The organism is Vibrio sp. S457-15 (genome assembly GCF_000960545.1).
GTDB lineage: Bacteria > Pseudomonadota > Gammaproteobacteria > Enterobacterales > Vibrionaceae > Vibrio > Vibrio parahaemolyticus.
Genome location: NZ_JYOQ01000180.1, coordinates 132251 through 154271, shown reverse-complemented (window position 1 = coordinate 154271; position 22021 = coordinate 132251). Strand labels below are relative to the sequence as shown.

The 22021-nt window shown below is 44.8% G+C and carries 22 protein-coding genes and 1 pseudogene; 10 read left to right on the top strand and 13 right to left on the bottom strand.

The features are described 5' to 3' along the window. Nucleotides 1–74 precede the first annotated feature (74 nt). Together UF05_RS22745 and UF05_RS22740 are read right to left on the bottom strand one after the other, a co-directional pair. Nucleotides 75–2114: a sensor histidine kinase gene (locus tag UF05_RS22745; protein WP_045545160.1), complete on the bottom strand. Its 2040-nt coding sequence runs from the start codon at nt 2112–2114 to the stop codon at nt 75–77. Then, nucleotides 2104–3555 carry a sigma-54-dependent transcriptional regulator gene (locus UF05_RS22740; protein WP_045545159.1) on the bottom strand — a complete coding sequence of 484 codons (1452 nt, stop codon included), beginning with the start codon at nt 3553–3555 and terminating at the stop codon, nt 2104–2106. The genes UF05_RS22745 and UF05_RS22740 overlap by 11 nt, the downstream gene beginning before the upstream one ends. Nucleotides 3556–3880: 325 nt before the next feature. Between UF05_RS22740 and UF05_RS22735 the strand changes: the two genes are divergently transcribed. The 6 genes from UF05_RS22735 (at nt 3881) to UF05_RS22710 (ending at nt 8855) form a co-directional block, all read left to right on the top strand. Further along, nucleotides 3881–4699 (top strand): substrate-binding domain-containing protein, encoded by an 819-nt coding sequence (locus tag UF05_RS22735; protein WP_005479446.1) that lies wholly within the window; start codon nt 3881–3883, stop codon nt 4697–4699. A 6-nt stretch (nt 4700–4705) separates the two neighbouring features. Next, nucleotides 4706–5404 carry an ABC transporter permease gene (locus tag UF05_RS22730; RefSeq protein WP_005396188.1) on the top strand — a complete coding sequence of 233 codons (699 nt, stop codon included), beginning with the start codon at nt 4706–4708 and terminating at the stop codon, nt 5402–5404. A gap of 50 nt (nt 5405–5454) precedes the next feature. Beyond that, the gene (locus tag UF05_RS22725) at nt 5455–6174 is read left to right on the top strand and encodes an energy-coupling factor ABC transporter ATP-binding protein (protein WP_045545158.1); all 720 of its coding nucleotides are present in this window, start codon (nt 5455–5457) and stop codon (nt 6172–6174) included. Beyond that, complete coding sequence (gene mobA, locus UF05_RS22720; protein WP_005453897.1) at nt 6152–6739, top strand: molybdenum cofactor guanylyltransferase MobA; 588 nt, start codon at nt 6152–6154, stop codon at nt 6737–6739. Before UF05_RS22725 ends, mobA begins: the two co-directional genes overlap by 23 nt. Next, nucleotides 6736–8514, top strand: coding sequence for a bifunctional molybdopterin-guanine dinucleotide biosynthesis adaptor protein MobB/molybdopterin molybdotransferase MoeA (locus UF05_RS22715; RefSeq protein WP_045545157.1), 1779 nt, complete (start codon nt 6736–6738; stop codon nt 8512–8514). The genes mobA and UF05_RS22715 overlap by 4 nt, the downstream gene beginning before the upstream one ends. A 74-nt stretch (nt 8515–8588) precedes the next feature. Continuing rightward, nucleotides 8589–8855: a DUF2960 domain-containing protein gene (locus tag UF05_RS22710; protein WP_005377584.1), complete on the top strand. Its 267-nt coding sequence runs from the start codon at nt 8589–8591 to the stop codon at nt 8853–8855. Between the two features lie 221 nt (nt 8856–9076). Here the strand turns inward: UF05_RS22710 and nagK are convergent, their stop codons facing one another. After that, nucleotides 9077–9985 carry an N-acetylglucosamine kinase gene (gene nagK, locus UF05_RS22705; RefSeq protein ID WP_023625024.1) on the bottom strand — a complete coding sequence of 303 codons (909 nt, stop codon included), beginning with the start codon at nt 9983–9985 and terminating at the stop codon, nt 9077–9079. Nucleotides 9986–10158: 173 nt separating this feature from the next. After that, the gene (locus UF05_RS22700; RefSeq protein ID WP_024103873.1) at nt 10159–10908 is read right to left on the bottom strand and encodes a tRNA-uridine aminocarboxypropyltransferase; all 750 of its coding nucleotides are present in this window, start codon (nt 10906–10908) and stop codon (nt 10159–10161) included. Nucleotides 10909–11062: 154 nt separating this feature from the next. Between UF05_RS22700 and UF05_RS22695 the strand changes: the two genes are divergently transcribed. Continuing rightward, nucleotides 11063–11890 carry a sterol desaturase family protein gene (locus UF05_RS22695; RefSeq protein ID WP_045545156.1) on the top strand — a complete coding sequence of 276 codons (828 nt, stop codon included), beginning with the start codon at nt 11063–11065 and terminating at the stop codon, nt 11888–11890. Nucleotides 11891–11983: 93 nt separating this feature from the next. Here the strand turns inward: UF05_RS22695 and UF05_RS22690 are convergent, their stop codons facing one another. The 5 genes and pseudogenes from UF05_RS22690 to UF05_RS22665 form a co-directional block, all read right to left on the bottom strand. Further along, the gene (locus UF05_RS22690) at nt 11984–12202 is read right to left on the bottom strand and encodes a membrane protein (protein WP_020903776.1); all 219 of its coding nucleotides are present in this window, start codon (nt 12200–12202) and stop codon (nt 11984–11986) included. A 44-nt stretch (nt 12203–12246) separates the two neighbouring features. After that, entirely contained in the window at nt 12247–12627 is a 381-nt protein-coding gene (locus UF05_RS22685; RefSeq protein ID WP_025626225.1) for a hypothetical protein, read from the bottom strand. Nucleotides 12628–13361: 734 nt separating this feature from the next. Next, a pseudogene (locus tag UF05_RS22675) lies at nt 13362–13772 on the bottom strand (NUDIX hydrolase); the annotation flags it as partial. After that, entirely contained in the window at nt 13762–14181 is a 420-nt protein-coding gene (locus tag UF05_RS22670) for an NUDIX domain-containing protein (RefSeq protein WP_023625020.1), read from the bottom strand. The gene UF05_RS22670 and the pseudogene UF05_RS22675, both read right to left, overlap by 11 nt. Nucleotides 14182–14388: 207 nt before the next feature. Further along, the gene (locus UF05_RS22665; RefSeq protein ID WP_045545155.1) at nt 14389–16407 is read right to left on the bottom strand and encodes a methyl-accepting chemotaxis protein; all 2019 of its coding nucleotides are present in this window, start codon (nt 16405–16407) and stop codon (nt 14389–14391) included. A gap of 134 nt (nt 16408–16541) precedes the next feature. On the opposite strand from UF05_RS22665, the gene UF05_RS22660 reads away from it, so the two are divergent. Beyond that, nucleotides 16542–17036: an NlpC/P60 family protein gene (locus UF05_RS22660; RefSeq protein WP_015296721.1), complete on the top strand. Its 495-nt coding sequence runs from the start codon at nt 16542–16544 to the stop codon at nt 17034–17036. Between the two features lie 62 nt (nt 17037–17098). On the opposite strand, the gene UF05_RS22655 is transcribed toward UF05_RS22660, so the two are convergent. The 3 genes from UF05_RS22655 to UF05_RS22645 form a co-directional block, all read right to left on the bottom strand. After that, nucleotides 17099–17443 (bottom strand): DUF3802 family protein, encoded by a 345-nt coding sequence (locus UF05_RS22655; protein ID WP_005453925.1) that lies wholly within the window; start codon nt 17441–17443, stop codon nt 17099–17101. Nucleotides 17444–17583: 140 nt separating this feature from the next. Further along, nucleotides 17584–18546: a GGDEF domain-containing protein gene (locus UF05_RS22650; RefSeq protein ID WP_015296720.1), complete on the bottom strand. Its 963-nt coding sequence runs from the start codon at nt 18544–18546 to the stop codon at nt 17584–17586. After that, nucleotides 18546–19517 carry a response regulator gene (locus tag UF05_RS22645; RefSeq protein WP_005488594.1) on the bottom strand — a complete coding sequence of 324 codons (972 nt, stop codon included), beginning with the start codon at nt 19515–19517 and terminating at the stop codon, nt 18546–18548. The genes UF05_RS22650 and UF05_RS22645 overlap by 1 nt, the downstream gene beginning before the upstream one ends. Nucleotides 19518–19741: 224 nt before the next feature. Between UF05_RS22645 and UF05_RS22640 the strand changes: the two genes are divergently transcribed. Next, on the top strand, nt 19742–20608 hold the full coding sequence (locus UF05_RS22640) for a fructosamine kinase family protein (RefSeq protein ID WP_023585765.1): 867 nt from the start codon (nt 19742–19744) through the stop codon (nt 20606–20608). A gap of 283 nt (nt 20609–20891) precedes the next feature. After that, on the top strand, nt 20892–21086 hold the full coding sequence (locus tag UF05_RS22635) for a CPXCG motif-containing cysteine-rich protein (RefSeq protein ID WP_005396219.1): 195 nt from the start codon (nt 20892–20894) through the stop codon (nt 21084–21086). Between the two features lie 108 nt (nt 21087–21194). On the opposite strand, the gene UF05_RS22630 is transcribed toward UF05_RS22635, so the two are convergent. Further along, nucleotides 21195–21806, bottom strand: coding sequence for a riboflavin synthase (locus UF05_RS22630; protein WP_005483431.1), 612 nt, complete (start codon nt 21804–21806; stop codon nt 21195–21197). Nucleotides 21807–22021: the final 215 nt, after the last annotated feature.

Below are 22021 nucleotides of genomic sequence, written 5' to 3'. Positions count from 1 at the left end.
AAGGATAAGATGAGTAGATAAGAAAAAGGCCAGTCTTCACTGACCTTTTTTGATGGAACTGGCGTTGGTTTACGTTACGCGATGTTCGTCACTTCCAGCAGTAGCTCGGCTTTCTTCGGTAAATAGATGCTGAATGTACTTCCTTTACCCCACTCCGATTCGGCTTTCAGCTCGCCACCGGTTTGACTAAGAATACTTTGCGAAACCGACAAGCCTAATCCGGTACCATCGCGTTTCGTCGTGTAAAACGGTGAGAAAATTCGATTTAAGTTTTCTGGTTTGATACCACAACCATCGTCGATAACATGAATCGCCGCGCCCTTTATTTCACCTTCTTCAATCCAATCTTCACTCATTACGATCAGTTTTCCTTTACCGTTCATCGCGTGAATGGCATTCATTTGCAGGTTAACCAAAATTTGTAGCAAGTGATGGCGATTAATTTCGACTGGCGTATGCGCTTGTAAATCGGTAACAAATTCGACGTCGCGCTTCTTAGTACCGGTTTTGACCAAGGTGATGCTCTCATCAATGATCGGGTTGACATGTTGCCAAGTGATTTCATCTTGAACACCGCCTTGGCGACTGTATTGCAATAAACTGCGAGTGATATTGCGGATACGGTCAATTTGCGCGTGAATTGCATCAATTTCTTCTTGAACTCGACTCGCATCTTCACCCAACTCAAAGTGAATCAACTCAACGTTACCAAGAATTACCGCAGTTGGATTATTGATTTCGTGTGCAATCCCAGCGGTCAGCTCACCGAGCGCCGCCAGTTTTTCATGCACTACCAATTTATCGCGGGTTTGGTTGAGCAACTGAATGTGAAGTTCGAGTTCCTCAGTTTTTTCTCGCAAGCTAGCCGTTCGCTCTTGAACTTTACACTCCAACTGCGCCGCCGCATTTTTGAGTTCGATTTTGCGATCTTCCAAGGCGTCAAGCATATTGTCGAACTGCCTAGCCAGCTGCGCCAACTCATGATGATCATCCAGCCCCAGCGGACCAATACGTTTCTCTTTACCAAGTTGAACTAGCTTAACGACTTTATGAATGCGCTCTATTGGTCGGAACAAATCACGCGAACCGCGATAGACCATCACGCCAGAGACCAGTAATAGCATTAAGGTAATAAGGCTGATTTCGGCGATGTTGGTCATGTACGCTTTCACAAATGGCCACATCAGGTAGCCGGTATAAAGCATGCCAATGACGTTATCGTACTGGTCTTTGATTGGTTGATAAGCGGTGATGTACCACGCATCGTACACATACGCGCGGTCGACCCATTGCTGACCTTGAGAGAGCACTTGGTTATACACTTCAGCACTTACTCGCGTACCAATAGCGCGCCCTAGCCTATGGTCGCTGTCTAGAGGGACATTGGTGCTCACACGCAAATCATCAAGAAACACGGTCAACGTACCCACAGGACGAAGGCGGTCATTATCACTGAGATAAATGAGATCGCGGATTTGGTCCACCAGCACAGTACTGTTGTTGAGGAGCAAACCACCATCAAGGAAGCCGATCAAATCGTTCGCTTGGCTGTATACCGGAATAACGGTACGGCTCACCAAGCCGCGCGCTTCCATTCCACCATCAGCCAGAATGGGCACTTCGGCCCTTTTGGCGAGTTCCGGATCGAGCTGTTCGAGCTCTTCCCGATTGAGTACATCAAAAAACGATTCGCGCTTGGTGAGATCCATAAAACGGAATTTGTTTTCCATCGAATTAACGCGTTGGAAAGAGAGAAAGTCTAGGGAGTAACGTTTTTTCTGTTCAGTAACCCACTTTTGTAGCTCGTTTTGTGGTGTCCCTTGATTGATTCGGGTTCGGAAGTCGTAGGAGTCAGCAAACGCTCGCACGTAATTGGCTTGCTTTTGTTGTAACAACGTCACGCTGTTATTTGCCACACCCAAACGCTCTGACACATCCAGCAGCGCGTTTTGCCACGTGTAATGGATAGACCAATAAATCGTAATACCGATCAGCGCTATCAACGTAAGGAAGATCGGTGCAGAGGTTAAAATCAATAAGCGATAACGCACCATGGTTTTAAAACGGTGCGTCCATTTCGACAATCCTTTGTGCTGCTGCCAGTTAGTCGGCATATCCCTCATCCTCAGAATCCCATTCTTTGTATTTGCGTTCTAACGTCTTGCGGGCAACGCCTAAGTCGCGCGCCGCTGCCGATTTATTGCCTTCATGCAAATTAACGACTTGTTTGATATGCGCTTTCTCGACTTCTTTTAAAGTCCAATTGTTTGGGTAGCCTTCGCCAGTAAATTCTTTGCCTTCTCTAAAAGTTGGTAACTCGGCGGAGTGAGAAACGGTAATCGAAACATTAGGCAGAGAATGTCCACCGTTCAGCTCTCGCCAGTAATGCGCTGGTGGCTTACCAAGCAAAATGCAGCGCTCGATGAGGTTCTTCAGCTCACGAATGTTGCCCGGCCAATCGTACTCACTCATGGCTTCCATGTCTTCGTGCGCCCATTTTGGCGCAGGCATACCGAGCTCGCGCGTCAGCATGTTGCTGAAAAATGGCACTAACTCAAATAAGTCGGTTTTGCGCTCTCGCAGCGGACACACTTCAATTTTCAGAACGTTTAAACGGTAATACAGGTCACTGCGGAAATTGCCTTGGTTGACCTCTTCTTGCAGATTACGGTTGGTTGCCGCCACGATACGAACATCAATGCTGATCTCTCTTTCTGAACCGACAGGACGAATTGTACGCTGCTCTAACACGCGCAATAATGATGCCTGCATGGAAAGCGGCATTTCTCCAATTTCATCAAGGAATAAAGTGCCGCCATTCGCTACGCGGAACAAACCTTCGCGTGATTTTTTCGCTCCAGTAAACGCACCTGATGTATGACCAAATAACTCACTTTCGAGTAGCTCTGGCGCAATCGCCCCACAGTTGATAGGCACAAATGGGCCCGTTCGCCCACTTGCTTGGTGAATGCCTCGCGCGACCAACTCTTTGCCCGTACCTGATTCGCCTTCAACCAATACTGAGGCACGTGATGGAGCAAACTGCGTGATAAGTTGTTTGAGCTGACGCGTTTTTTCTGAACCACCAATGATCTCGGAAGTATTGTGACGCTGGTAATCACGCTTCATGGCGTACTGCATGCGCTCGTTCAACCGGCGATCCATACAGCGGCTGACCGCTTTTAGCATCTGCTCAAGGTTGAATGGTTTGAGGATAAAGTCGGAAGCTCCGAGCTGCAGCGCTCGAATGGCAATTTCTAGATCCGCATAACCCGTCATGAAAATCACATCGGCGCGTTTTTCATCATCTTCAAACGCTTCTTCCCACTCAATCCCAGAACGCCCCGGCAGATTAATATCCAGCAAAATCAAATCATAATGGCGAGAACTGCGCAGTTGTTCTGCTTCTTCGATGCTGCCAGCGGTGTCGACATGTGAGAAAAGCTTTCCCAATGCCTTTTTTAAAATGGCTTGCATGCCCAATTCATCATCAACGACCAGTACGGAAAAGGCGTTATATTGTTGGTTTGTACTAATATGGGATTGAGTAGACATATTTACCCCAGATGGATTCGGATGGGACAGAGTGTACCAAGTTTGAAACGATATACCCTACAAAAAGTGCGACATTTTGTACCAACGCAAACTTTTGTGCAAATAACTCCATGAATCCGCGCATAAATCAAACATTTCTGGCTTGTAAAATGTTGGCATCTTGTTTGCTATAAGGGGTATCCAAGTGATCTCAGGATGTTGGAGAACTTGCTATTCCAACACCCTAAGGCAACTTGTGATTTGAGCAATCAAGATCGCTCCGGAGACTTCGCTGTCACCTAGACGGATAGAAGCCAAAGAATCATTGGAAAGGAAACACATAAAAATGAAAAAAATTGCGCTAACATTGGCCGCAACGTCAATCACGCTTGTAAGCTACTCTGCATTTTCTGCTCAAGACGCTGAACACGTCCGCCTAGCAACTACAACCAGTACTTACCACTCGGGCTTGCTTGACTACCTACTTCCACAATTTGAAAAAGACACTGGCTACAAAGTCGATGTTATTGCTGCAGGTACTGGCAAAGCGCTAAAAATGGGCGAAAACGGTGACGTAGATTTGGTGATGACTCACGCACCAAAAGCCGAAGGCACATTCGTTGAGAAAGGCTACGGCGTTCTACCTCGTAAGCTGATGTACAACGACTTTGTGATTGTTGGCCCTAAAGCAGACCCAGCAAAAATCAAAGATGACGAAAGCGTGTTAGATGTGTTCAAAGAGATCGCGAACAAAAACGCAACGTTCATCTCTCGCGGCGATGATTCTGGTACGCACAAAAAAGAAATGGGCTTTTGGGCTCAAACTAAAATCGAACCAAACTTTGGTGGCTACCGCAGCGTAGGTCAAGGAATGGGCCCAACTCTGAACATGGCGTCTGAAATGCAAGGCTACACAATGTCAGACCGCGGTACATGGTTGGCTTACCAAAACAAGTTGGATCTAGAAATTCTGTTCCAAGGCGATGAAAAACTGTTTAACCCGTACCAAGTTATTCTTGTTAACCCTGAGCGCTACCCAACAATCAACTACCAAGGCGCGAAAGCTTTCAGTGATTGGTTGGTGAACCCTCGCGGTCAGGAACTTATCAATGGTTTCCGCCTGAACGGTAAACAACTGTTTGTTGCGAATGCTGAGAGCAAATAACGCAATATGAATCTTGCTGATACAACACTGGAAGCGCTTCGCTTGCTGGTGAATTTTGATGCAGACCTATGGGAGATCGTTGCGGTCTCCTTTAGTGTTTCTATCACGGCAATATCCTTGGTGGTATTGCCGGCTATTTTGATGTCCTTTGTGCTGGCGTATACCGATTTTCGCGGCAAATGGTTTTTGCTGTCGATCGTGAATACGCTGCAAGCGGTTCCTACCGTCGTGATTGGCCTTTTGCTGTATATGTTGCTATCACGCGCTGGCCCTTGGGGAGATTGGCAAATGCTGTTCACTCAGAAGGCGATGATCTTCGGCCAAATGGTGATCTGCTTCCCTGTTTTGGTATCGATGATGCATGGTGCATTGCAATCTAGCGACCGTCGCGCAGTGGAAACCGCCATCACTCTAGGCGTCTCCATTCCGCGCGTTGCTGCTACGATGATTTGGGAAACCCGCTTTCCTCTACTTGCAGCTATCATTGCCGGGTTCTCACGTATCGTAACCGAGGTGGGCTGCTCAATGATGGTAGGCGGAAACATTATGGGCGTGACGCGCAATATTCCGACCGCTATCGCAATGGAAAGCAGCAAAGGTGCTTTTGCGCAAGGAGTTGCATTAGGAATTGTATTACTATCTTTAGCGTTGGCACTAAACTTCTTCTTATCAAGCATGAGAGGCAAAGGCTACCTCAGAACATAGAAAATGAAGCAAACAAACGACTCACCATTAACCCCATGTAGAGGCGCATTATGACTATAAAAATCACCGCCGAGCAGTTATCCATGCGCTTTAAAGAGCGTGTGCTTTTTCACATCCCTGAGTTAGCCATCGGCCCAAATGATGCCATTTATCTCAAGGGTGACAATGGTGTGGGCAAAACTACCCTACTCAAAATCCTTGCTGGCTTGCTAAAACCTTCTACTGGCGATGTTGTTGCACCAAAAGATACGTGGCTGAAAAGACTGACGCGCCGCAACGGCCGTGTCGATGTGATTTATCTCCATCAATCTCCTTACCTTTTTGACGGCACTGTTTATGAGAACGTAGTCTATGGAGTGAAATATCAACAAGACACACCAAAAGATAAGCGAGCTCAAGTTATTCACGCACTACGCATGGTAGATTTAGAAACATTAGCGGACGAACATATCTCCGTGTTGTCCGGCGGTGAAAAACAGCGTGTTGCCATGGCAAGAGCTTGGATCTTAAAACCGTCGATTTTATTGATGGATGAGCCAAGTGCGTCTTTAGACAAAGAGTCCATTGAACGATTGGTGGTGATGGCGAAAGATCTTTTGGATCGTGGTTCCAGTATCGTGGTGACAAGCCATCAAACCAACGCACTAACCGACTTATGTAAAAAACAGTGGTGGATTAAAGACAAGACTTTGATAGAGTCTCCTCTGTTGTATGTCATACCAAAAGAAACATCCCAAGAGAATGCATATGCTTCAACCAACACAAACTAGTTGGGTCATTTTGGCTGGTGGCCAAGCCAGCCGTATGGGTGGAAAAGATAAAGGTCTGATTGAATTAAATCAGAAGCCACTCATCGAACACGTTATTGAACGTTTATCTCCACAAACACCACGCATTTTAATTAATGCCAACCGAAACCAAGATGCGTACAGCAAATTTGGTTTCGTATTTAGTGATCAATTCAAAGATTTCCCTGGACCTATGGGCGGTATTCACGCGGGTTTGATGCATGCTGAAACTGACTGGGTCGGATTTGTACCTTGCGATAGTCCACAAATTAACACCGACCTTGTCGAGCGTTTCTGCCAGGCCGTCAAAGAAGACAGCGATATTTTGGTCGCGCATGATGGTGACCATCAGCAACCTGTTTTCACGCTCTACCACAAACGCGTACTGCCAAAACTCACCGCATTTTTAGAACGTGGCGACCGCAAAATCATTCTGCTCTACAAAGAGTGCAACACCAGTTACGTTGACTTTAGCGACTCACCAAACTGTTTCGTCAACTTGAACACTCCGGAAGAACTGGCGCAATTTGGACAATTAGAATCATGAAACACACGCTAAACATTCCTATTCTTGGTTTTGCAGCTTATTCAGGCACAGGCAAAACCACGCTACTTGAAGCCCTATTGCCAAAGCTGACTGAAGCAGGTTTACGCATTGGCATGCTAAAACATGCGCACCACAACTTCGATGTCGATAAGCCGGGTAAAGACAGCTACCGTTTACGCAAAGCCGGCGCGTCTCAAATGCTGATTGCTTCTCGCAACCGTTTTGCGTTAATGACAGAAACGCCAGAAGCCGAAGCGGAGTTTGAATACCTCTTAACTCGTTTTGATGAAGACAAGCTCGATGTAGTTTTGGTCGAAGGCTGTAAAAACATCGCGTTTCCTAAAATTGAATTGCACCGTGAAGAAGTGGGTAAACCTTGGCTTTACCCTCACGATGAAAACATCATTGCTATCGCTTCCGACAGTGCGGAGTTAGATTCTGAGCTCCCTCAAATGAACATCAATGATTTGGATGCCATCGCTCAATTTGTTCTTCAATACGTTCAAGATGCAAAAGCACCAAAATCTAAAGAGAAAGACGCCGCATGTTGCGACACTCTTTCTCCGGCTTTCCTTTCTGTGGTTCAAGGCCAAGAAAAAGTCCTTTCTTTGGTGAACACGGTTTCGGAAATAGAAGCATGCAAGATTGAAAACGCCTATGGCCGCGTTCTCGCGGAAGATATCATTTCACCAGTAAACGTGCCGCAGTACACGAACTCCGCGATGGACGGTTACGCCATCCGCAGTGATGATGTAGACCGCGATAGCTACCAAGTGGTTGCTGAAGTGATGGCGGGCCATGCTTACGATCAGCCTATTGAAGTTGGTCAAGCGGTGAAGATCATGACAGGCGCACCAACACCACTTAACGGCGACACAGTGGTCATGCGTGAGCAAGCCTCTCAAGAAGGTGACAAGGTCACCTTTGACGGTGCGAATATCAAAGCAGGCCAAAACGTTCGTCAAGCAGGTGAAGATCTCGCTATCGGCAGTGACGTCTTTACCGCAGGCACTCGCCTAGCCTCTCCAGAAATGGGCATGATTGCTTCGCTTGGTTTTGGTGAAGCGAATGTGTTCCGCAAATTGAAAGTTGCCGTGTTCTCCACCGGTGACGAAGTACAAGCGCCGGGAACAGAGCAAAAAGCGAATTCTATCTACGATTCCAACCGTTTTACCATCATGGGCATGCTTGAAAAGCTCGGCTGCGAGATCTTGGATTTCGGTATTCTGGAAGACAACGAACAGTTAATGATTGAAGCGTTGGAAAACGCATCGGCGCAAGCAGACGTGGTTATGACTTCTGGTGGCGTATCCGTTGGTGATGCGGATTACATCAAACTTGCCTTGGATAAACTTGGTCAAATCGATTTTTGGCGAATCAACATGCGTCCGGGACGTCCACTAGCGTTTGGTCAAATCAACAACAAGCCGTTCTTTGGTCTGCCGGGCAACCCTGTTGCCGTGATGGTCTCTTTCATTAACTTTGTCGAGCCTGCACTGCGTAAGATGCAAGGCGAACAAGGCTGGAAGCCTCTGAAAGTGAATGCCATCGCGACTGAGAATCTTCGCTCTCGCCAAGGTCGTACCGAGTTTAGTCGAGGAATCTATGAACTGGATGACACTGGCCGTTTAACCGTTCGTACAACAGGCAAGCAAGGCTCTGGCATTTTGCGCTCAATGAGTGAGGCGAACTGTTTGATCGAAATCTCCCCAGCTATTGATACAGTAAAAGCGGGAGAAAGCGTGACAATTATCCCACTTCAAGGCAGAATCTAGCCCAAACTAGAAATTCAAAGGTCAGCGAGTCTGGCCTTTTTGTTTAATACAGAAACCTTTTCAGAGAGACAGCTATGGCTCGCACCATTCTTTACACTTACAAAGACCAAGACAAAGAACTGACGTTCTCATACCAGCAGCACCGCAACATTCAAGAAGCGGTTGCCGAAGCAGAAGGTATCGATATCACTGAGTTCCTAAAGATGGAGCAACAAATCGAAGCAGTGTCTGACACTAAAGCGGTGCGCAACTACCGCGATAACTACTTCAGAAAATTAGGCTTTAGCAAAATTACCCTAGCTCAAAAAGAAAACCTAGGCGTAGGTAAAAAGAATAAATAAGCTTAGCTACAAACAGAAAACTCGCGATTCGTCGCGAGTTTTTTTATACATGCTATTTTTGTTCGTGCTCTATACCCGAGCATACCGAAATTACTTAGGTATATGAGTTACTTGGGTATATGAGTTACTTCGATATATAAGTCAAAAGCCCCGTTTTACCTTGATGGTCTAAACGGGGCTTTAAATTTCTTCTTACTTTATATCGAGTAAGGTTTCAGTCACTACTTGATGTTTAGGAACGCAGCGCCACGTACACCACCTGAATCACCGTGTTTTGCTTTGATGATCTTCGGACACTTCGCGACAGAAAGCAGGTACTTAGGAATACGTTTTGGCATCTCTTCGTAAATCAATTCGAAGTTGGAAAGACCACCACCCAGCACAACAACATGTGGGTCAGTCGCTGTAAAGATGTTTGCAAAACAGATAGCCAGCAACTCCATAAAACGCTCAACGTGCTCAACAGCTTTCGCCTCACCTTCTGCGTGCGCTTTAATGATGTCGATCGCTTTCTTCTCTTCACCGTAGTAATGGGCATAAAGAAGTTCGAAGCCTCGGCCAGAAAGGTAACTGTCTAAACAACCTTTCTTGTCACAACCACAGCCCAACAGAGGTGCGTTTTCGCCTAGGTGGAACCAAGCATCGATAGGTAAACGAGTATGACCCACCTCACCTGCTACGTGGTTACGACCAGAGAAAACTTTACCATCGTAGATAAAACCACCACCAAAACCAGTACCTAGGATCAAACCAAGTACAGAAGGCTCATCTTGAAGCTCTTCGTCCCATGCTTCTGATAGCGCAAAACAGTTCGCATCGTTTTCAATCTTTACGCTGCGACCGATTTTCGCTTCAAGATCCGCGCGCAGTGGTTTGCCTTTCGCCGCAGGAACGTTAACTGTTAATACCGTTGCATCGTCTGCGTCTTCCATGCCTGGTAGGCCAAGACCAATTGTGCCTTCGCAACCAAACTTTGCATCGTATTTGTTAACCAATTCCGCAATGGTATCAACCAGCAGCTCGTAGTTGTCTGTTGGTGTAGGTACACGTTCCGTCGCTACACGCTCAAGCTTCTCGTTAAATGCACCAAATTCAATTTTAGTGCCGCCGACATCAAAGCCGTAATACATGTATTTCTCTCCTAAAAAATGCTTAAACGACTCCAAAAATGGCTGGAGTCAAAAGTATAAACTAGTGGCATTATCCATATCTGTACGCCTGCAAACCGTGACCGAATGCAGATTTATCCCCTCGCTGAAGTCAGTTGAACAACATGCCATCAACAAAAGTTCATTCCTTAGAGTCAGCTCTCGGTTTTCACCCACTCTTTGAAACGTTTCAAATGTGGTCGATTAGGATCGTTTTTGACTCGGGTCTTGGTTAGCATGTAGGTTTCTCTAAAGGCTTCAAACCACAATTGAAGGCATTCCGATGCTTTGTTCTCCCCGGCTTGTTTCAAAACTAAAGTCGCAACTTCAGCTGTCGAAAGATGCTGCTCGTTCTCAGAACGGCGCATGATGTATTCAGATAAACACTCCGGCTCGATAGATAGGACTGGTAGAGACTGTAAAAACTCAGAGCGACGGAAGATTTTTCGCGCCTCACGCCAACTACCATCGATAAAAATCAACAACCACTTTTTGCTATTACCATCAGTGCGATGTAAGTACTCAGTGTTTAATCCATCTAGCAATCGCTCAGGTTGATCAACGTAATCGGCAGGAAAGACAATGACAGGCTGGTAGTCATCGTTGGACAAAAGATCAAGCATCTCTTGTGAAGGTTCAGTGCGATTCCATTGATACACGTAAGTCTCTTTCACCGTATCAGCAATCAAACGGCCTGTATTGCTTGGCTTAAACACTTCGTTCTCAGACACAATCAGCATGCACGCGACATTGCTATTGATATCAGGTTGCAATTCACATAAACAATGCTGCTCTGAAACCTGACAGAATGGGCAGCGCTGAACTTTGCATCCACGAGCATTGAAAGGCTTCGTTGAGATGGATTGACGATACTGATATAAACGATGGAAAGCGTGGATTCTCATGAAGGAAATGCCAAATAAAAACGAGAGCGCGATTCTACTGGTATAACCGCTCGCTCACAAGGCGGCAGCGTTATTACTCTAAAAACCAAACATTGAAAGAATCTCACGTTAGTTAAGGTCTATTGCGACAAATACGTAGAAGAAGGAAAGATCAGTGACTGAAAACACGTTTACCGACCCATCTTGGTTGCGACTTAGCTGTTTTATTGGCGTATTGTTGCTGTGTACTCTTTGGGAAAACAAGCTCCCAAGAAAGACACTCACCGTCAAACGTTCCTTTCGCTGGTTAAACAACCTCTCTTTGGTCGCCCTAAATAGCGCGATCATTGCATTAGTGATGCCTATCGTTGCGTTTCAAGCTGCGGCCATTGCTCATGATCAGCAATGGGGACTATTCAATCTTCTGTCCCTGCCCGGTTGGTTAAATGTGTTGCTTGCTGTGATTGCTCTCGATCTCATCATCTATGTTCAGCACTTGGTTTTTCATCGCGTTAAACCGCTATGGAAAATTCATCGTATGCACCATGCCGATTTGGATATCGATGTCACAACTGGCGCGCGTTTTCATCCAATTGAAATCATCATCTCGATGGTCGTCAAAATCGCCTCGGTATTCATTCTTGGCGTTTCACCTCTCGCGATTGTGGTGTTTGAGATCATTCTAAATGCGAGTGCGATGTTCAATCACAGTAACGCAAAACTTGCGTTATCTATCGATAAAAAACTGCGAAAAGTCATTGTGACACCAGACATGCACCGCGTGCACCATTCGGTGATGGTGAAGGAAACCCATTCGAACTTTGGTTTTTTCCTTTCCGTTTGGGATAGGTGGTTTGGAACGTATCGCGCACAACCAGCGCTTGGACATAACGATGTCATGATTGGCGTGCCTGAGATCAGGGAAGCGAGAGAGCAAAGATTGGATAAACTGCTGACACAGCCTTTTCGTTATCGCGAAGGCAAGGGCAAGAACGATGATTAAAAGAAAAACGTAGATGGAGTAACCAACAAAAAACAAATCACAGAGTTCATTATAGAGTTTTGGAGACCCCACCCACCGAAAAGACTTGCCGAATTAACTTTCGACTAATTGGCGTTTTTTATTTAATTGCGTAATGCCAATAACCAAGCCTATGACTCCAAAAACAGCACAAACTAAAGCACTAGTGTTGACGTGTTGCTGCGTTTCGAAGGAGCTGTACACAAAAGCGAGACTGAAGAAAATGGTGCCAAAACTCAAACCTGTTAACGCACTAAAACCGGCAAAACTCGCCAAGTCTTTAAAATCGTTCATAACGAATCCCTGTTGATAATCCTTAAATGTGTGAGTAGATAAAGTTAACGAAATATCTGACGCGATTGCTGGTGCTTTCGCGCATTCCAAAGCCAGATGGAAACGCCCAACGAAAAGCCCAAGAACAGCGTTTTCATTTGCAGAGCCACATTGTTGTCCAATACTTCTAATGTATAGTGAGCGTGTGAACTAAAAATCACGTTTGTCATTAAAATCAATAGCATCAACACCAAACCCACTCGGCGATGTTTCACTAATAAGTACACCGCTAACAAATCTAAAAGACCTAATGCGCTCCAATAAATGTTTAGCCAACGCGGAGCAAAATCGTAAGGCAAAAAGCCATCAACGATGTTGTCATACAGGTGAACCACGCCACCTATCATCATAAAAAGGCATAAGAGAAACACTACGAATTTATCCATTATCGTTTCCTTATCTGAAAGAATGCGCAAAGCATATAGAAGTCAGTTAAACATTTGTAATCCCATAGCCATTTTTGAGATCGACAGTGCCTTTAAACCGTACACGAGGCGTGCGAAAAAAGAGTAACGGATGCTCTCCCTTATCTATTCGCTTCTGATAGAAGCATAGTGTTTGCTTTGGCACTTCGCTCAAATCCGCTAGTTTTCCCTCGAGATTAGGTGAGAAAGGTTGTTGGGCTCGCGATGATAAAGATATGTCACACTCAACACTCCTTCGCGATCTCAGATACAAAAACAAATTTTTTCGACGGCGGAAAGATACAATCGTCCGAACATCTAAAGCCTCGTAGCCAGAATCCGTCGTCGAGATCCCGTAGATACAAACCACGAGGATAAGCTTTGTCATTCGAAAGCGGGGAAGACACCACAGTAAGGTACTCTCCCTTCGCCAAGTCAATTTCTTGTAAACGGAGGTATGGCGCAACAACTAAAGGGCAAGGTGATAGATTTTGTGTCGACGCCGCTTCAATCATTTCTCCAAGGGTCGCGCCAAAATAAAGTCCGAAGTCAAACGGTGTTTTTATCGTTAAAAAGAACGATTGAATCTCATCTGCGCACTCGACTTTGTCATCATCAAATAGTTGTTGGGCGAAGGCATTCAATTGAACACCTTTTTTACTCAGGTGCTTTAACAAGTTCTTCTTTGTTAAACCTCCAACTTGCAACCTCACATACACCACCCCTTGGTCTATCAGTTTTCGAACTTTTTCCAGTGCGTGCTGAAAAACAGTATGCGCCAGTGAGGAAATATCGCTCCCTATATAGTGCCAAAAAAACGCAAAATCATGTCCGCCATCGTCTTGCGTATGAAACGTCCATGAATCCTCTAGGTCTGCACACTCACACAAAACAAAATGCCATGCTTGATTTTGAAAGCCACTGTCCCATGAACATAAATACCGAGCGGAGATAACGTGCGTAATCCCAGATTCTTCAGCCAGCTCCCGTTTTGCAGCCGTGATGTAACTTTCATCAAACGTCTCAACCGTTCCCTTGACTAACTGAATACCCGCTAAGGGATGCTGAAAAAGTAGGATCTCTTGGTTTTGCTTACGCAGAACAACGGGGCAAACTTTATCGATCATAAAACCACTCCTCGTTGTCTAAACAGAAAACTTTGGCTTGCTCTGGATATAAAGGAATCGTATGAAGTTGATCTAAACGCACCCACTTTAAATGATACTGGTTAACGTCTGATTGTCTGGTTTGTTCCGGCCCCACCCCCAGTTTCACTTTTGAGTTCCCTACATAAGAAAGAAAATAGGTTTCTAAGCGACCTTGGTTTTCGATCTCAAAAACCTTTTGGACTCGATTGAGTTCCAATGAGGTTTCTTCCAGCGCTTCTCTTTTCGCAGCTTCAACAGGCTGCTCTCCAACTTCAACACTACCGCCGGGGAAAACCCAATAATGTCTATCGTTTTGAAAACGCTGGATAAGCAAAAGTTCTTGCTGATGATTAACCAGTATAAGGCTGGCTCTTTGTAATAGTTGCATGATTCATTCCTTTGAATTCGGACAACATTCTAGCCATCTTGTTTTACCGACATAGCATTAACACCACGTAGTGATAACTCAGCCCTTAAGAAATGAGCAAGATGCGATATAACTCACTTTTGCGATTTTAATAGCAATGAGAAGGTGCGTAGAAGCAACAAAAAAGCAGAACCGAAGTTCTGCTTATAGAAAATAAAAACATGTCACTTAGGCGGACTGATGTAGCTCGTATTTATGCAACATCGCTTGTTGATGCCCTGCAATTTCTGCCACTTGTTCAGAGCTTTCAACCATGGATTCAAGTTGTAGCTTTGTACGCTCTCCAAGCTCGGAAATATTATTGATGGATTGAGACACGTCCGCCGTCGCACGTTCTTGCTCTTCCGTGGCAACAGAGATCTGCTCAACACGCTCTTGAATATGCTTAACCGCGAGGTTGATGTCAGAGAACGTCGATTTCACTTCATTGCTGGAATGCAGCGCGTGGGTCATTTCTTCTCGCGAATCATTTACCGCTTGGCGAGAACGCTCTGCCGCAGTAATAAGCTCGCTCATCATTTCACGAATATTGGTCGTTTGTTGGGAGGTATCCTTTGCTAGTTTACGGACTTCATCCGCGACGACCGCAAACCCGCGCCCTTGTTCACCTGCGCGAGCAGCTTCGATGGCTGCATTCAGCGCAAGTAAATTGGTGTTTTCCGCAATACCACTGATCATGTCGACCATTTCACGAATCTGCTTAACACGCTGGTCTAGCTCTAACATTGATTGTTCATTCACATCCAAAGAGCTTTCTAATGATTCCAACCGCTTGCGGTTTTGCTCGACAACTTGGACACCTTTTTCGGTATGTCGTGTAGCAAGTAATGAATCTTCTGACGAAGCATTCGTTACTGTCGCAATTTCACGTATGGACGCCTCTAGCTGAGTAATCGTAGTCACCATGCTCGCTAACGCTTCGTTTTGCGTCGTTAGACCTTCATTGGTTTGCTCAGCTGCATCGTGGCTGATTTCTGCGGTTTGATAAAGCGTCTCACAGTTACGTGTAACCGTTTGGATAGAGTCGTGTGTTGAATCGATCACCTGATTCAATTTGCGTGCGACCTCTTTTAGCTCAAAGGGGCCCATCTCATCTGCTTTGGCACGAAAATCGTGGTCAGTTAATGCGGATAAACGTACCAGCACATTCTTCAAGCCTCGGTTTGTCCACGTTTTTAGCCCGAACCAAGAGACCAAAACAACCAGAGAGATAACACACGCCGCGACAAGAACCATCATGCTGACGTTGCCTATGGTGTTATTGACCATGGCTTCGCGTTCATCAATCAAGTTCGATGCCGACTGCGAAATGCTATCCAAGAGCCTCATGGTTTCATCAGCTAATAACGACGCTTGATGAAACTCACGCTGTTGTTGTTCGCTTTGGGCCAACTTGGCAAGAATGAGTTGCAAAATGCCCTCTTCGTCAAAGCCTGATTTCACCATCTCATAAGGCGCAGTCAAGCTGGCGTAGTCACTGACTTCAGGGTGTAAGGCTTTGAAATCTTCGTAAGCAAGGTTAATCCCCGCAATTCGATTTCGCATCTCCCGATATTCTTTCTCCGCTTTAGGTAAATCGGTATGCATCATCATTACAAGGAAAGTGCTTTCCATCGAACTCGCAGATGCAATAAAACGGTTTGCCGCGTCACTCGACTCAGGATCATCCAGGCTTAAAAATGAGCTAATTCTGTTCATCTCTGGGCCGATGGAACTCAGTCCATAGCGAAAACCACCAACATTCGCGTCGATGTGCCCTTGCATCTGAATCACTGCGGATTGCTTGAGTAAAATGGAGTTTGTGATTTGGTGCAATGTCTCCACTTTATCTTTTAACTCATTGGAAAGCTGTGGAGCGACTTCGGATGTTTTCTCGATCAGACCTTCTGTCTGTTTCGCCAGCGCTTCAATTTGCGCTTCTACAAGCGGCAACTCTTTCGCTTCCGTTACCTGCATTCCATAGTTGAGCAGTTTCACCATCTCCAACACATTTCTGGTCAGAGTCGCATTGGCCATCGCAATCGGTAATGCTTTTTGAGACAAATCTTCAAATTGTTCTCCAACCTGCCCCATTCCTTTGAAACTTGAGACAGAAAGGGCTATAACAAGTGCGATGATAGTTAAAAATGTTGCGCTGATAGTCTGAATCAGTGAAAGCGATGTGCGTGAGCGTTTGCGCGTTGCCATAATCAATTTTTATTCTTTCTTGAGGTTGAGTCGGCTTTGTCGTGAATCCGTCACACATGTGAGACAAAACCGTGATTTTCAGCCCATACTATGGATTGGTTATGACATTAATATTTCAGTTATGAGTCATACAGATGACAGGTGAAGATTTGCGTCGTATATATTTTCCTTTGATAATCAGTGCTCTACTTTCAGCTTGTTCGTCTGGCCCAGAGCCGAGTGAACAGGTTGAAGTAACTGTACCCACCAATCAGTTATTGTCTAATAACCCTGACTTGTTTCAGTTTTACAACGAGTGGCACGGCACGCCCTATCGACTTGGCGGAACGCAAAAATCTGGAATCGACTGCTCGGCTTTCGTTCAAAGAGCCTTTGTCGAAGCGTATCAACTCGCCCTACCAAGGACGACAAAGCAGCAATCCACACAAGGCGTTGAGCTGAGTTGGACGGATGCCAAACAAGGAGATTTGGTGTTTTTTAAAACTCGACGAAGCACCTACCACGTTGGAATCTACTTGGGGAACAAGCAGTTTATGCACGCATCAACGTCTAAAGGGGTAATTATTTCTAGAATAGACAACCCTTACTGGGCGTCCAAGTTTTGGCAAGTAAGAAGAGTTACCTTGTAACCCTTCTTATTGTTGGAATAGTGTTTAGCTGAATATTAGGGGGCATACTCGGCATTTGAACATTAGTCGTAAGTGGCGACTGCGGTATCAAATAGGTTTTTCACTAACGCAATGTATTCATCTAGAAAAGCAATCTGTTCGTTCGTTGCTTTCTTGCTCCACACGCCCGCTAGCACTTCACCAAGGTCTTCTACAACGGCATCTGCTTCTTTAAGCAGTTTAAAACGTACGCTTGAGTGAAGCTCAGGGTTTTGCTCAAAGATCGCCATGATGTTTGAAGCAACCATGTCAGTAACCACATCTTCGATGCTTTCGGAACCTGTATCGCCAATTTCCGTTGTGAAAATATCTAGATTAAGCGACAAATGCTCAATGAGAGCGAGATACCCATCGGTTTCTACAACCACTGTTTTTCTCCGTTTATTGCAAGCCTTCGTAGCTGAAAGCGAATTAGTTTCAATAGTAAGACATGCCGAGAAAATTTCATTAACTTATTTCATATTAATAAACATTCATGCGCTAACTGGATGCTTTTCAACCAATTAGGTTAATCGCATTCATGCAAACAAGTTTGGTTTCGCCCATTTTCTTTTGCGCGGTATAACGCCGCATCAGCACTCTTTAACCATTGAGTATGACTTTCAAAATAAGGCTTATACTCGCAAACACCAATACTTATCGTGTAATTAATCAAAAAATCTTCTACTTTCACGATCTCTTGCTCAATTCTCTTACGTAATCGCTCGGCAAAATAGCATGCTTGCTCTTGATTGGTATGCGGTAATAGCACAGTAAACTCTTCGCCACCAAAGCGGCCACAAATGTCACTGCTGCGCGCGGTTTTACGAAGTAAAGCAGAAGTACGACGAATTACCTCGTCACCCGTTGGGTGGCCATAGGTGTCGTTTACTTTTTTAAAGTGGTCAATATCGAAGATAACCAGAGAACATGGTCCGTCGATCACTTTGAGGTGCGCAAACTCATCTTTTAATGATTGCTCCCAAAATGCTCGATTAAACAAACCTGTTAAACCATCCTTTCTGCTGATCTCAGACAAATGCTGATTGGTTTCTCGCAAATGGATTCGGTTTCTCGCCGTTTCGGAAACATCGTTCACTTGAATCGCAATATGGCTTACTTCGCCAGAAAGTGAACGCAATGGCGTGATAACGATGTCTTGAAACATAAAGTCAGAGCTATTGGAAACCGGTGAAAAATTGTTGAATTTAAAAAGGTATGGTCGGTTTTCCCAACTGGAGAAGGAACGAGTCTCAAGATCAGCAGAGGCCTTTAGTTTCGTTTCCAACCACGTTCGTGGTAGTTCGTCGAAATGATCGAACAAGCATTGACCTAAAATATCTTGAGACAGCACACCGCTGTAAGACTGCATAAAGCTGTTCCAGACACACACGTTATATTCTGGATCAAGAACAATGAGCCCAGAATCCATGGTATCTAAAATTTGTGTGACCCAATGAAAGTCTGCTATGTCCAGCGTGATATCGGACATCAGATTAACTCCATGATTTCATAAATAATTTCTACTGATGGTTTGTCTATTAGAAATAATACTTCACACTCAAAATCGAGCGCTTCCGCCATGTAGGTATATTCGATGGTAAAGAGTTCGCCTGATTCTCCTTGTTCTTCATTGTAAGGAGTGATTGTATCGACGATGCCCGGCTGACGAAGTGAAAACTGCTTATCAAGTTGGTTCCCTAAAGAGGTTAGGAATGACGAAACCAGCAAGTTAGAGACATTTAAAATAATTTCATTATGAGGCGTAAATTCGAGCAGATACCCCAACCTTTCGCCAATTTGATTGATATCTTTCCCACGTAGGCAAACCAACGCCTCTCCGTGTATACCGCCGCCAACAAAGCGCTGCGAAACTGCTACAGAGCTATCTCGCCCAATCACGTCCACCAGCGTCATATGCAATTCACCATAGGACAATGGCCCAACATGCGGAACTGGCAACTGGATAAACTCATGCAAGTGATCAGCCATAATGGCCGCCCCTTTGCCTAGCGCAATGTTGGCAATTTCACGAAACTTGGCAAGGGATGAAAGCTCTTCTTGGCTTTGTGCAGAATTAAGCTCCATTGATGTTCGCTGTGCATAATGCAACCCAAGACGCTCGTACAGCGGGATGACTTGTTCTTCTGACAACGGCTTTGCGATAAAATCCATTGCCCCTAACTCTAGGCAGCGCTGCTTTGCTTCTTGTTGTACATCACCCGACACGATCACGATCTGAGTTGGATAATGGCTGACGGGTAAAGACTCAAGAACCTCGAAACCGTCCATAATGGGCATCGTTAAATCGAGGAACAAAACGTCAATATTTTGTTCGGCTAAGATTTTCAGCGCCTCATTCCCGTCTTGGGCTTCAATAAGGTGCAATGAGGTATCTTGTACGATGGTTCGAGCGATAAGCTTACGAGCAACCGCCGAGTCATCACATATCAGTATTTTCATGCCACCAATGGAACTAAAGTCAAAAAAATAATCATACCTGTTGTAAACAAATTGCTCCATATGTTAAGCCGACAAATCATAGGCTTATAGGAGATTTGATTCACACTTATAAAAAATAGGTGTTTTTAATCAAAGTTTTCTTGCCGAAGTATGCTCAACTCCGCGCCAATCTCTTGTCGTTTATCCTAAACTATTGGTGGTCAAATAGATTCGCGAGGTTTTGTATGTGGCAAGCAATATCGCAACAACTTTCTGATACATTACTGTTTGAATATCAGATCACCGAAAAAGTTCGACTATCCGGCGGAGACATTAGCGAAAGCTATATGATAAACGACGGTGAGCAACGCTATTTTGTCAAAATCAACGACCGAGAATTCTTGCACAAGTTTGAAGTTGAGGCCGAGAGCCTGCACTTGTTACGCGAAACTTCGACAATATTTGTCCCTGAAGTGGTATTAGTTGGTAAGACCAAAAATAACGCTTTCATTATTTTGAACTACCTTCCTACCAAACCCCTAGATGACCCTGAAAACAGCTTCAAATTTGGTCAGCAATTAGCTCAACTGCATCAATGGGGAGAACAGAAAGAGTTTGGTTTCGATACCGACAATTATCTCGGTTCCACCCTACAGCCAAATCAATGGCACAAAAAATGGTGCATGTTCTTCGCTGAGCAACGTATTGGTTGGCAACTGCAGTTATTAAAAGAGAAAGGCGTGACGCTAGTTGATATCGACGACTTTATTGACGTTGTAAAACAGCTTCTTGCGAACCATACGCCAGAACCGTCTCTTCTACATGGTGATTTATGGAATGGTAATGTCGCTCTCACCGCGTTTGGCCCGATTTGTTTCGATCCTGCATGCTATTGGGGGGACCGAGAATGCGATATCGCGATGACTGAATTGTTTGGAGGGTTCCAACCTGAGTTTTATCAAGGGTATGAATCGGTGATGCCATTGCTGCCTAACTATCATGAACGAAAAGATATCTACAACCTCTATCACATCCTCAATCATTGTAATTTGTTCGGTGGGCATTATTTGGAGCAAGCTCAGCTCACTATCAATAAAATTATTTCTTACTAATTTGGAAGGCATAAGCCACTGCTTTGTGTCAATTTTCGAGGCACATCACTCAAGCTACAGACCCCAGATTCAAGGTTGAGTTTGGGGTCAAGTTTTGTACTTATTTCGAATCAATTAGCAACAAGTCCACCTAATATCTAAGTAACTTATCTTTAGATTGTGCCTGAGCCGTTGGCATAAATGGCGCTTACGCGATTTGTGAATGGCCAGGCAAAGTAAGTGAAAGGGCTGTACTTCCTTAAATATTGAGTTTTAAAAGCCCTGCAATACTAGGAGTTGTTGTATGAAAAATTATACTGAAAGGCATGTTAAGTGCCCGCATTGTGGGCACTCAATAGGCATAACATTGGATGCAAGTAATGGGGATCAAGAGTTTTATGATGATTGCCCGGCTTGTTGCCATGCGATTCATTTAAATATGCGCGTGGACGAACTTCAAGATAAAGTCGAGTTGTTTATTGATGACAACTACGAGTAGCTACCCTCGGTATTGTTTCAAATCCATTAAAAATAGAAAAAGGAGCCTCTTTGCTCCTTTTTCTTCATCTATATGAGGCCAATATATAAGGCCAAATCTGCGTTCCAGCTACAACTGTTTAGCCGCCAGTACGCGCTCAACAGTATCAACGATAGCTTGAGTTTGAGGATCGAATTCAATGTTCACCTTGTCACCCACCTGTCGACTGCCAAACAAGGTTCTTTGTAAAGTTTCAGGAATCAAATGCACAGAGAAACGGTTTGCTTCAACTTCTCCAATGGTTAACGAGCAGCCGTCGATACCGATGTAACCTTTCGCAAGAACATATTTCATCGACTCTTGTGGTAACTCAAACCAAATTGTGCGGTTGTTCGGCGTATCAATCACATCTACAATGTTTGCCATTAAGCTAATGTGACCAGACATACTGTGCCCACCGATTTCGTCACCAAATTTAGCAGCGCGCTCAACGTTAACAGCGCTTCCTTCTTCGATAAGCCCCAAGTTGGTCAACGCAAGCGTGGCTTGCATCAAGTCAAAGCTGACTCGATTTCCATCGATGTTCGTCACAGTTAAACAGCAGCCATTGTGCGCAACAGACGCACCAATTTCTAACCCTTCGATTAACGCGCCATCGAGTTCAATGACGTGAGTTTGAAAACGCTCTTTCTTATCAATCTGAACAACCTTCGCTGTTCCTTGCACTATTCCTGTAAACATGTCTTTTACCTACTGATGCAATATAAACGTTGGCTATCCGCACAGACACTGTAATCCTGCGGCATTTTGCCTTCTATACCTAAACAATCCTTCGAAGAAAGCCAAAATGAGAATCGCTTAGGTATAGCATATGCACATACAATTGTTTATCATTTGCGCGGAGTTTCTCCGAGGCATTTTTTCACCTTATCGTGACTAAAATCAACCATCAGATC